Raw genomic sequence first — 11,659 nt, 5'->3', positions numbered from 1 at the left:
GAAAGTATGCACTTAATTTGACAATTCAAGCTATAAAACTTTTTATTTATTTCAATTGAAAATAGTTATTTTCTTTCTGTGGGTATAGTTTAAGACTATATAAGGTTTTGGCCTGCAAAATGATACTTCCTATGGTAAAATGAAAAGAAAATAATGAAGGTTGGGAACATGCAAAAAACATTTTTTATTATTAAACCAGATGCTGTAAAACGACACTTGATGGGATAAGTGATTGATCGTATTGAACGTCGTGGCTTCATTATTGAACGAATGGAAATGTTGACACTTGACGAAGAACGTCTTAAAGAACATTATGCTCAATTGGTTGATAAACCTTTTTTCCCTAGCATTGCAGAATTCATGATGAGTGGTCCATCTGTTATTGGTATTATTTCTGGTTCAGGTGTTATCAAGTCATGGCGTGATATGATGGGAGCAACTAATCCGGGCAATGCTGCTCCTGGAACAATCCGTGGAGACTTTGCAACCGCACCAGATGGTGATATGATTCTAAATATCGTTCATGGCTCTGATTCAGAAGAATCTGCGGCTCGAGAAATCAAGATTTGGTTTGGTGAGTAGGATGGATTTAAAGCTGGTTTATTGAATTAAAACACTTTAACTAAAAGGAGTTGTAGAATGAGCAACAGCGATAACTTTTGCTGTCGTAGTTGATGTGTCTAAATAAACGTGAGCAACTGTCTTTTTGACACTAACGATTCTACTCGATATTTTTACGAAAATTCGTAGGTGATATCGTTGTTAAATTTAACTTCTTGGCTGTTTATGGTGGTACTTAATTTGTTCTTCGTAGGTTTGTGGTACAATGCAAACTTTGGTATATGACTTGAACGATTCAGGTACTATAGTAAATATCAAGGTACCGGTTACTGTTAAGACTTCAATATTGTTTGATATTCTACATTAAGTAGGAAAAAACGCTAATAATAACGATGATTTGTTAGTGATAAATGTTAGCAGTTCTTTAAGAAGTTCCATTACTAAGTTTTTGGCCTAAGATATAAAAACTCATGACTTTCTAAAATCTTTGGTTTTAGGATTTTTTTATTTCTTGAAAATCACTAGTCATGCTAGTGATTTCAAAAAACTTCTAGTAATGTGTCAAAAAATGTCACAATGGAATTGAAAGTCTTTCATCTAAATATAGATATCAAATTATTTATGAAAAGTACTGAGCAATTATTAGTCAACTCTTTCATTTATTTTGCAACAAAAAGAGTGTAGAATACATGAGGTTGGGTCTTGTGCATGTTAATCAATATCTCCACAACTAAGCATTTTATCAGTTAGGGGGAGCTTAAAAGTGTAAGAGTAACCTACTGGTATAGTTACCCGTAGGGATGAGTAGCTTTAAGTGATAATTATAAATAGTCTAAGCTCTGAACTACACTCCAAGAGTTAGATTTTTCTGTCTAACTTTTGGAGGTCAGTACAATTATAGTTGATTTTTTTCATAATCTTTCCAATAAAAATATTAAAGCGAATCAATCTATCTATTATAAAATTAAACCTTCTATTTGTAATGTCAACACTATTCACAATAGGATTTTGTCTATCAAATACTTTGATATTAAAAAGTATTTGAATTTAAGAATCTAATAGAGTTTAAAGGAATGGGTGTTTTTATGAGATATCTCAAATTGACATGGTTCTTTCTTTTGTTAGAATATGAGCATAACTAAATATAGAAGGACGTAATTTAAATGGGGAAAAAGGAATTACAACGTTATTCACTCAGGAAGTCTAGCCTTGGTGCGGCTTCTGTTCTTTTGGGGACTGCAGTTCTTGCAGTAGGAGGTTCAAATGCAAGCGCTGATGAAGTTGCAACAACTACAGATTCAGCAACACCAGCAGTTGAAGCAACAGATGCTGTTGAAGAAAGCACTTCTGCCGTAGCAGATTCAACTGAAAAGAAAGTTGTTAACGTTACTGAGGAAGGTAACACAACTGTTACAACGAGTGAAGTAACAAATACAAGCTTAGAAGCTGCAAAAACAGCTGCAACTAACGAAGGGGTTGAGGTTAAGGAAGAACCTGCTCAAACCAAAGAAACTGTTGAAGCAGCTGCTGCAGATAATAAAGCACAAGCAGAGAAAATCAATACAGTCGTTTCTGATTATAAAGCGGCTAAAGAACAATACAAGTCAGATAAAGCTGACTATGATAAAGCAAAAGCAAACTATGATGCAAAATTAGCTGAGAAAGCACTTGCTGATAAAACAAATGCTGAAGCTCAGGCTAAATATGATACTGAAAAAACAGCTTATGATAAAGCTTCAGAGCAATACCAAATTGCTAAGCAAGCTTATGACTCAGCTCTTTCAGAGTACAAGACTAAGAAAGTTACTTATGATGCTAAGGTAGCAGAAAAAGAAGCCGCTGATAAAGAAAATGCGCTTTCTGCAGCTAAATACCAAGCAGAATTGGCAACATATAACCAAGCAAAAGCTGATTATGAAGCAGCTCTTGCTCAGTACAATAGCGATAAAGCCAAATACAATGCTGAAAAAGCTAACTATGATAATAAAGTAGCTGAAAAAGTTGTTACGGAAAAACGTAACGCTGAAGCTGAAGCTAAATATCAAACTGAGCTAGCAGCATACAATGAAGCAAAAGCTAAATATGATGTAGAAAAAGCAGCATATGACAAGAATCTTGAACTTTATAACGCTAAGAAAACAGCTTATGAAGCAGATCTTGAAACAAAACAAGCTATTGAAAAATACAATGCAGATGCTAAAGCTAAGTACGAAGCAGCCTTGGTTGTCTACAATGAGCAAAAAGCTAAATATGACCTAGAGTACCTTGAGTATCAAAACAAATTAGCTGTCTACCAAACAGCACTTAAACAATACCAAGATGCTAAAACAGCTTACGATAAATACATGAATGATCCTGTATATCGTAACCTTAAAGATGCTGAAGTTGTTCAAGAATTGACTTTCCAACGTGAAAACGATGCGACACACAAAGTTGAAGGTGTAAGCAACTACTTGACAAAAGAAGCACAAGAGCGTCTTAACACAAGTAATGTTTTCCAATATGACTCTAACAAGTTACAAGCATCTGACATTGTTTCAAATAGCCCTTGGACAAACACTGAAGACGAGTGGATTCAAGTTAAAGAAGGTGACAAATTTGTTGTTACTTATGATGGTTTGAACCAATCAAGCATGCTTGTTGAGAATGAAGCATCAGCAATCAAACGTGTTGTATACCGTTACGAAATCGTTAGCCTTCCATCAAACGACGGAAAAGGTATCGCGAAAATCAGTAAGGATCCAACAGTAACTATGACAGTTGGAGCGTCAACTGATCAAGATAAACCGGTTAAAGTAGCTGTAGATGTTGAGTTTTACGATAAAGATGGTAAAATGTTCAACCTTAGTGAGCGTAATGCTATCGTAGCACTTAACTCACTTAACCACTGGAACGGTGCAGCTTATGTTGAAACATCTGAGCGCCCACGTCCACTTACAGTAGAAGCGAAAGACGTTAATGGTAATACTGTTCGCGGTACTTACAATCCTTACGCAGATGGTTCTACTTTGGCAATCCAAAACGGTGAAGTTGTTACAAAATCTGGTTACGCAGATTTTGGTGGAGCTACTGTTAACGTTTCAGATGAGAACCCACTTAAGGTAGTGGTTCCTATCTCTGACTGGAATGGTTCAGAATGGGTTGTCTCACGTGAAATTCCAACTGATGTAACAACTCTTAATGCTTCAGGTAGTGGTAATGGCCACGCTCTTGGTAACCAAGATTATACGTTTGGTGATAAAGATGATGTTATTGGTTCATACAGTGTTTCTGCTGAAACTGGTTTGATTACATTCACACCTAAGAAAAAATACCAATCAACACGCCACCAAGAATATGTAAATATTGGTGATAACCAATTCATCGCTATTCCAAAATCATCAGTTACTTATGATGCTGCTACTAAAGAAGTAACATCAGTCAATGATAACCAATACATTGACCACGGTGCAGTCTTTAATGGTGAGACAACATCAGAATTGACAGGTTGGGATAACGCTGATTCACCTTACCTCTACTATGGAGGTGCAGGTATCAAGATGACTAATGGTCACTTGGTATTTACTGCTGAAGGTGCAAATGCTGATGGTGCACCAACAGTTTATTGGTTCGCAATCAACTCTAACCTTGGTTTGCCTAAGAATCCAGGTGAAAAACCTGAAGAACCTAAGGCACCAACACCACCAACAGCACCGGTTAAACCAGTGGTTAAAACAGTTGGTATCAATCCACAAGAACCAACACCACCAACACCTCCAAAAGAGCCAGTGGCACCAACGCCACCAACACCAAAAGTGGTTGAAGTTCCTGGTAAACCACAAGAACCAACACCACCAACAGGTCCAACGGCACCAACGCCACCAACACCAAAAGTAGTTGAAGTTCCTGCTAAACCAGTAGAACCTAAAACTCCTGAAAAACCAAGTGTTGTATGGCACAAGAACTATGTCGTTGAGAGAGAGTCTCACGTGGTACCACCAACTCCACCGACTACTCCACAAACACCACCAACACCTGTTACTCCTCCAACTCCAGTGACACCACCAACTACACCAACTCCAGATACTGAAGTTCCTGTAGTGCCTCAAGCTGAGTTGCCACAAACTGGTGAGCACACTAGCAATGCTGGATTGATTGGACTTCTTTCAATGATTTTTGCAGCCTTTGTAGGATTCTTCAAACGTCGTAAAGAAGATTAAGTGGTGCTATTAAATTAGTTCCCCATCAAAACTAGATTCTATTTAGGATCTAGTTTTTATTTTTGCTCGGTTTTCCTCCCTCATTTCATTTCTATTTACTGGTGAAACATGTTATAATTGTCTTGAACGACTATTATAGAAAGATGCAAGGAGACGAGCATGGAAGAACTTAAGAAAATCGCTGGTGTAACCGCTGCCAAATATGTTGAAGATGGAATGGTTGTTGGACTCGGTACAGGGTCAACAGCTTACTTCTTCGTAGAGGAAATTGGCCGTCGTATTAAGGAAGAAGGTCTTAGTGTTGTTGGTGTAACGACATCAAGTCAAACCACTAAACAAGCTGAGGGCTTAGGCATTCCTTTGAAGGCAGTGGATGACATTGACAGTATTGATGTTACTGTTGATGGAGCCGACGAAGTAGACCCTCAACTCAACGGGATTAAAGGTGGCGGTGGTGCCCTTTTGATGGAAAAAATTGTCGCTACACCTACAAAAGAATATATCTGGGTGGTTGATGAGTCTAAAATGGTTGATCAATTAGGTGCTTTCAAATTACCAGTTGAAGTGGTTCAATATGGTGCTGATCGTCTGTATCGTGTCTTTGAGTCGAAGGGTTATAAGCCATCATTCCGACTTACGGAGCAAGGTGACCGCTTTGTTACAGACATGAAGAACTATATCATCGATCTTGATTTAGGTAAGATTGAAAATCCAGTAGCTCTTGGTGAAGAACTAAAAGCTATGACAGGGGTTGTTGATCATGGATTGTTCAATGGCATGGTTAACAAAGTCATCGTTGCAGGAAAAGACGGTGTTAAGGTCGTTGAAGTTAAGGCCTAGTCCGATTTTTATTCCCCTCACTTTTAATGAGGAAAACTAATTAATTATTTTCAAACTATTAAATAATATAGAAAGGCAAGAGGTAATTTCGAAAAGATTTTAGCTCTTTGTGGTGTTATTATGTCCAAATTTAACCGAATGCATTTAGTCGTTCTTGATTCAGTAGGAATTGGTGCTGCTCCAGATGCCAATGACTTTGTCAATGCAGGTGTGCCAGACGGTGCTTCAGATACCCTTGGTCACATCTCTAAATCTGTAGGATTGAATGTGCCAAATATGGCTAAGCTTGGTCTAGGAAATATTCCTCGTGAAACACCTTTGAAAACAGTACCAGCAGAAAGCAACCCAACTGGTTATGCAACAAAATTGCAGGAAGTGTCTCTTGGTAAAGATACGATGACTGGCCACTGGGAAATCATGGGTCTCAATATTACTGAACCTTTTGATACTTTCTGGAACGGATTCCCAGAAGAAATTCTCACTAAAATTGAAGAATTCTCAGGCCGTAAAGTCATTCGTGAAGCTAATAAACCATACTCAGGTACAGCTGTTATTGAAGACTTTGGACCTCGTCAAATGGAAACTGGTGAATTGATTATTTACACTTCAGCTGACCCAGTTCTTCAAATTGCTGCACACGAAGACGTTATCCCTTTGGATGAGTTGTATCGTATTTGTGAATATGCGCGTTCAATTACTCTTGAGCGTCCAGCTCTTCTAGGGCGTATCATTGCGCGTCCTTACGTTGGTGAGCCTGGAAACTTCACTCGTACATCTAACCGTCGTGATTTGGCTGTCTCACCATTTGAACCAACTGTTTTGGATAAATTGAATGAAGCTGGTATCGATACTTATGCCGTTGGTAAAATCAATGATATTTTCAACGGAGCTGGTATCAACCATGATATGGGACACAACAAATCAAATAGTCACGGTATTGATAATTTGATTAAAGCTATGACTTCTGAAGACTTCAAACATGGTTTCTCATTCACAAACTTGGTAGACTTCGATGCTCTTTATGGACACCGTCGTGACCCACATGGATATCGTGATTGCTTGCACGAATTTGACCAACGTTTGCCTGAAATCATTGCTGCTATGCGTGAAGATGATCTCTTGATGATTACAGCAGACCACGGAAATGATCCAACTTATGCAGGTACAGACCATACTCGTGAGTATATTCCTTTCTTGGCTTATAGCCCATCATTCAAAGGAAATGGACTTATTCCAGTAGGTCATTTCTCTGACATCTCAGCAACTGTCGCTGAAAACTTTGGTGTAGATAAAGCCATGATTGGTGAAAGCTTCTTGGATAAACTTATCTAAAATGAAGCGCTATGCATTTTTGGTTCGTGGGATAAACGTTGGTGGTCGTCACAAGGTAGTCATGGAGGAATTTTGTCGTGAATTAGAAGAACTCGGTATGTCACATGTTTCTTCCTATATAAATAGTGGAAATCTTTTCTTTGATTCTACCTTGATGAAAGAGGAACTCCTCTTAGTTTTAGAGGAATTTCTAAATAAGGCTTATCCATTTATTAAGGTATTTTCTCTTTTTACTCTTGAAGATTATCAAAATGAAGTGGCCTCATTACCTAAGTGGTGGGAGGATGATTTCTATAGAAAAGACGTCCTCTTATTCACTGAAAGACTTGATAAGAACGAAATGAAGAAGGTTATTAACTCTTTAGAGTTGAAAGATGAAATACTTCATTTTGGTCAACTTGGTGTCTACTGGGTAAAGTATGATAAATCAACTTATAGCCAAACAGCTTATCATAAGAAGTTATTGAAAACACATTTTTATCCTGATATAACCATTCGAAATGCAAGAACTTTTTCAAAAATTGGTCATTTTTTAAGAATGAAATAAAATTTAGGGAGAAATAACATGTCGTTACTTGAAAAAATTAGAGTTACTCAAGCGTTTTTGGAAAGCAAAGGAATTGAAAAACCTGAGTTCGGTTTAATCTTGGGTTCTGGACTTGGTGAGTTGGCTGAAGAAGTTGAAGACGCAGTTGTTATTGATTATGCGGATATTCCAAACTGGGGACAATCAACGGTTGTCGGTCATGCTGGAAAACTTGTTTACGGAACTTTGTCTGGACGTAAGGTTTTGGCTCTTCAAGGGCGTTTCCATTTTTATGAAGGAAATCCGCTCGAAGTCGTTACTTTCCCTGTACGTGTTATGAAAGCTCTTGGATGTGAAGGAGTTGTTGTAACCAATGCAGCAGGTGGTATCGGCTTTGGCCCTGGTACTTTGATGGCCATCACTGACCACATTAACATGACTGGTCAAAACCCATTGATCGGTGAAAACTTGGATGATTTTGGTCCACGTTTCCCTGATATGTCTAAAGCTTACACACCTGAATACCGTGAAACCGCTCATAAAGTGGCTGATAAACTTGGTATCAAATTGGATGATGGTGTTTATATCGGTGTGACTGGTCCAACTTATGAAACTCCAGCTGAAATCCGTGCTTATAAGACACTAGGGGCAGATGCTGTTGGGATGTCTACAGTTCCTGAGGTTATTGTTGCAGCTCACTCTGGTTTGAAAGTTCTTGGTATCTCATGTATTACTAACTTTGCGGCTGGTTTCCAAGAAGAATTGAACCACGAAGAAGTGGTGGAAGTGACTGAGCGTGTCAAAGGAGATTTCAAAGGATTGCTAAAAGCGATTCTTGCTGAACTCTAAAATATGATTGCTCGGGGAATAAAACATATAACGTCATTACCCAAGTTTATTAGGTTAAGTTTAGCTGTTTTTGGAACCGGTATTGCTTCAGGTTTGGTAGGCATCCTTTGTCATTACCTTTTGGAGTTTATACAAATTCTTGTATTTGGTAATGATAAATCGAATTTATTGTCACAGTTTAACTCTGTAAGTCCCTTTCGACGATTTGCAGTATTGCTTGTAGTAGGTGTTTTGGCTAGTTTATTTTGGTATTTCCTTCAGAGACGAGTGTCCCTCCTTTCTATTAGTAAGGCTAAGCAACTCGTTGGTAAGAAGAGTCCAAATTTTCTTGGCCAAAGTCTACATGCTTTGATGCAGGTTGCAATCGTTGGAGCTGGTTCCTCAATTGGTAAAGAAGGAGCGCCTCGAGAATTAGGCGCTCTATTTGGTGGTAGTCTCTCCAAAGCCTTGCATTTGGATGTTGTTGATAGACAATTGTTAATTGCTTGCGGGGCAGGCGCTGGCTTAGCTGCGGTTTACCAAGTCCCCTTTGCCAGTACACTGTTTGTTCTGGAAACCTTAGGTGTTGCTTGGAAATCAAAAAACATTGTTATCATTCTTGTGACAACTTACTTGTCAGCTTATTGTGCTCGCCCAATCGTTGGTAAGGAGGCAATGTATCAAGTCGGTAAAGTTAGCTCAGATCCTGCTAGTCTGATTCAGGTTATTGTTCTTGTATTAGTGATAACTCCGCTGGCGATGATGTTTAGCTTCTTAGCTAAAAAGGCTAGCAAAAGTCGTATTACTGATAAACGCATTCTGTGGACCATGCCACTATCTTATATAGTACTAGGTGGGATTGCAGCTTTATACCCTTTAATCATGGGAAATGGTCAGGTGCTAGCACAATGGTTATTTTCAGGTGGGGTTTCAGCATACCTACCTCTTATCCTTGTCGTCAAAGGACTTGTGGTATGTTTGCTTTTATGGGCAGGCTCTTATGGAGGAACCCTAACCCCTTCCTTTACTTTAGGTGCTGGATTGGGTTTCTTATTGACAAGTTGTCTTGAGATTTTTGGCTTATCACTCAATCCTACTCTAGGAATGTTACTCGGTGCAACCGTATTTTTAGGAATAACTTTAGATGCTCCTCTAACTGGGATAGCCTTAGTTCTAGGTTTTACTGGTCAAGGAGGGCTGGTAGCAGTACCACTAATCTTAGCGAGTCTACTATCGAGGATATTAAAAAATAGATGGAAGAAAAAACAATGAATATTCATTTTATCTTACACGAAACGTTTGAAGTCCCAGGAGCCTATTTAAAATGGGCACAAGACCGTGGGCATAATATCACATCAACCAAGGTATATGAGGAAGAGCTTCTTCCTGAAACCGTTGAAGGTATTGATTTTCTAATTGTTATGGGTGGCCCTCAGTCACCTGATGAGGATCGTCAGGCCTTCCCTTATTATGACCCAGAGGCTGAGATTGCATTTATGCAAAAGGCAATTGCTGCTGATATCTATATTGTAGGGGTTTGCCTAGGTGCTCAACTTTTATCTGTTGCCTATGGTGGTAATTACGAGCATAGTCCAGAACGTGAGATTGGTGTTTTCCCTGTAACATTAACTGAGGCAGGTTTAGCGGATGAGCATGTCAAAGGTTTTGGCAAAACCCTAAACACTGGCCACTGGCATGGTGATATGCCTGGATTGACTTATAATGCAGTTGTTCTTGCTACTAGTCAAGGTTGTCCGCGCCAAATTGTTCGCTTCAGTCCTAAACATTATGCCTTTCAGGCACACTTAGAGTTTGATCCTAAAGCTATTGATTTACTTATAGCTGCTGATGGTGAAGAGTATTTACGTAAGCAAAATAAAGAGTTACCTTTTGTTCAAACACCTGAACAATTGCGTGCCAACGATTATTCTGAAATGAACAAAAAGTTATACGATTTCCTTGATTCATTGACTCAAGCTTAATCCACTTTTAAAGTTGTTATTTATCCACTATATAATAGTAGAAAAATATTTAAAAATAAAAATTAAGAAAGGTAGAGCATGTGTTCTGATTTGAACACGAGCGGAAAGCTAGGAAAATAGATAATCTTCATTTGTTTTCTGTCTGCTTCTTTACCATCAAAAAATAGAAAGGAAGGGTAGTTCGGGTTTGAAACTGAACCCGGGCTAGAGGCTGTGTAAAAAAGATAAATCCTCCTAGATGCGAAGCATCTTTGTCGGATTTCCTATTTTTACTTTGCCTTTTTAACGCCCTTGGTATCTTATATTATGTCTATTCATATTGCTGCTAAGCAAGGAGAGATTGCTGATAAAATTCTTCTTCCAGGGGATCCATTGCGTGCGAAATTCATTGCTGAGAATTTCCTTGAAGATGCTGTATGTTTCAATGAGGTTCGTAACATGTTTGGTTACACAGGAACATACAAAGGTGAACGTGTCTCAGTAATGGGAACAGGAATGGGGATGCCATCTATCTCTATTTATGCGCGTGAGCTTGTCGTTGACTATGGTGTTAAAAAATTGATTCGTGTGGGTACTGCTGGTTCATTGAATGAGGATGTTCACGTTCGTGAGTTAGTTCTTGCACAGGCCGCGGCGACAAACTCTAACATTATCCGTAACGATTGGCCACAATACGATTTCCCACAAATTGCAAGTTTCGATCTCTTGGATAAGGCTTACCACATTGCCAAAGACCTTGGTATGACAACACATGTTGGTAATGTCTTGTCATCTGATGTTTTCTATTCAAATTATTTCGAAAAAAACATTGAGCTTGGTAAATGGGGAGTGAAGGCTGTTGAAATGGAAGCAGCAGCACTTTATTACCTTGCAGCTCAACACCAAGTAGATGCTCTTGCCATCATGACTATTTCTGATAGTTTGGTCAATCCAGATGAAGACACTACAGCTGAGGAACGTCAAAACACTTTCACTGACATGATGAAAGTTGGTCTTGAAACACTAATTGCAGACTAGTGAATTAGTGACAAAAGCCTTTTTTACCATTTGCCAAGTCCGTCTAGGTTTTAAGACAAGACCAGTAGCTATGAGGAATTTTAGAAGCTCTTTGAAATCCGTATTTAATCATCCTTCCTTGGCGGTAAGGGCATAATGGTGCAGGATAATCGAGTTTTGCATGAATCTTGATGTGAGTATCAGTTTCAAAAACGAGTGAAATAATGATATTTGGGTCTTTAGTTCCGATTAATTTTGTGGCGTTCTTAATAAGTCTCATAAGTTTTCCTAATGATGGTTTGGTTGCTTTTCATTATAGCTCTTATGGGATTTTTGTCTGCATTCAAAAAGCTTTATAATCTTTACAGTGGTTTTACCCACTACAGAAATTATAG

9 protein-coding genes and 1 pseudogene are annotated in these 11,659 nt (G+C 38.5%); 9 read left to right on the top strand and 1 reads right to left on the bottom strand.

Going from position 1 to position 11,659, the window contains the following annotated elements; genetic code table 11:
• Positions 1-228: 228 nt before the first annotated feature.
• The 9 genes from HMPREF2877_RS06845 to deoD all read left to right on the top strand — a co-directional run bounded on the left by HMPREF2877_RS06845 (position 229) and on the right by deoD (position 11,285).
• Positions 229-582: a nucleoside-diphosphate kinase gene (locus HMPREF2877_RS06845; RefSeq protein WP_013990520.1), complete on the top strand. Its 354-nt coding sequence runs from the start codon at positions 229-231 to the stop codon at positions 580-582.
• Between the two features lie 1,142 nt (positions 583-1,724).
• The gene (locus tag HMPREF2877_RS06840) at positions 1,725-4,760 is read left to right on the top strand and encodes an LPXTG cell wall anchor domain-containing protein (protein WP_070579343.1); all 3,036 of its coding nucleotides are present in this window, start codon (positions 1,725-1,727) and stop codon (positions 4,758-4,760) included.
• 159 nt (positions 4,761-4,919) lie between these two features.
• Positions 4,920-5,600 carry a ribose-5-phosphate isomerase RpiA gene (rpiA, locus tag HMPREF2877_RS06835; protein WP_002884973.1) on the top strand — a complete coding sequence of 227 codons (681 nt, stop codon included), beginning with the start codon at positions 4,920-4,922 and terminating at the stop codon, positions 5,598-5,600.
• Between the two features lie 120 nt (positions 5,601-5,720).
• The gene (locus HMPREF2877_RS06830; protein WP_004182447.1) at positions 5,721-6,932 is read left to right on the top strand and encodes a phosphopentomutase; all 1,212 of its coding nucleotides are present in this window, start codon (positions 5,721-5,723) and stop codon (positions 6,930-6,932) included.
• Between the two features lies 1 nt (position 6,933).
• Positions 6,934-7,479 carry a DUF1697 domain-containing protein gene (locus HMPREF2877_RS06825; RefSeq protein WP_004182448.1) on the top strand — a complete coding sequence of 182 codons (546 nt, stop codon included), beginning with the start codon at positions 6,934-6,936 and terminating at the stop codon, positions 7,477-7,479.
• Positions 7,480-7,497: 18 nt separating this feature from the next.
• The gene (locus HMPREF2877_RS06820; protein WP_004182449.1) at positions 7,498-8,307 is read left to right on the top strand and encodes a purine-nucleoside phosphorylase; all 810 of its coding nucleotides are present in this window, start codon (positions 7,498-7,500) and stop codon (positions 8,305-8,307) included.
• A 3-nt stretch (positions 8,308-8,310) separates the two neighbouring features.
• Complete coding sequence (locus tag HMPREF2877_RS06815) at positions 8,311-9,558, top strand: chloride channel protein (RefSeq protein ID WP_004182450.1); 1,248 nt, start codon at positions 8,311-8,313, stop codon at positions 9,556-9,558.
• A complete protein-coding gene (locus HMPREF2877_RS06810) occupies positions 9,555-10,268 on the top strand; it encodes a type 1 glutamine amidotransferase (RefSeq protein ID WP_045771611.1) in 714 nt (237 codons plus the stop codon). Before HMPREF2877_RS06815 ends, HMPREF2877_RS06810 begins: the two co-directional genes overlap by 4 nt.
• A 306-nt stretch (positions 10,269-10,574) precedes the next feature.
• The gene (gene deoD, locus HMPREF2877_RS06805) at positions 10,575-11,285 is read left to right on the top strand and encodes a purine-nucleoside phosphorylase (protein ID WP_004182452.1); all 711 of its coding nucleotides are present in this window, start codon (positions 10,575-10,577) and stop codon (positions 11,283-11,285) included.
• A 73-nt stretch (positions 11,286-11,358) separates the two neighbouring features.
• On the opposite strand, the pseudogene HMPREF2877_RS06800 reads toward deoD, so the two are convergent.
• Positions 11,359-11,544, bottom strand: a pseudogene (locus HMPREF2877_RS06800) (ISL3 family transposase); the annotation flags it as partial.
• Positions 11,545-11,659: the final 115 nt, after the last annotated feature.

The organism is Streptococcus sp. HMSC072D03, assembly GCF_001812855.1.
GTDB classification, from domain to species: Bacteria; Bacillota; Bacilli; order Lactobacillales; family Streptococcaceae; genus Streptococcus; species Streptococcus salivarius_D.
This window is presented reverse-complemented; position numbering and strand designations above follow the sequence as displayed.

Bases quoted from the DNA above. Each gene is read 5' to 3' on its own strand.
- HMPREF2877_RS06840 (WP_070579343.1), top strand. From the start codon at position 1,725: ATGGGGAAAAAGGAATTACAACGTTATTCACTCAGGAAGTCTAGCCTT.
- rpiA (WP_002884973.1), top strand. From the start codon at position 4,920: ATGGAAGAACTTAAGAAAATCGCTGGTGTAACCGCTGCCAAATATGTT.
- HMPREF2877_RS06830 (WP_004182447.1), top strand. From the start codon at position 5,721: ATGTCCAAATTTAACCGAATGCATTTAGTCGTTCTTGATTCAGTAGGA.
- HMPREF2877_RS06825 (WP_004182448.1), top strand. From the start codon at position 6,934: ATGAAGCGCTATGCATTTTTGGTTCGTGGGATAAACGTTGGTGGTCGT.
- HMPREF2877_RS06820 (WP_004182449.1), top strand. From the start codon at position 7,498: ATGTCGTTACTTGAAAAAATTAGAGTTACTCAAGCGTTTTTGGAAAGC.
- HMPREF2877_RS06815 (WP_004182450.1), top strand. From the start codon at position 8,311: ATGATTGCTCGGGGAATAAAACATATAACGTCATTACCCAAGTTTATT.
- HMPREF2877_RS06810 (WP_045771611.1), top strand. From the start codon at position 9,555: ATGAATATTCATTTTATCTTACACGAAACGTTTGAAGTCCCAGGAGCC.
- deoD (WP_004182452.1), top strand. From the start codon at position 10,575: ATGTCTATTCATATTGCTGCTAAGCAAGGAGAGATTGCTGATAAAATT.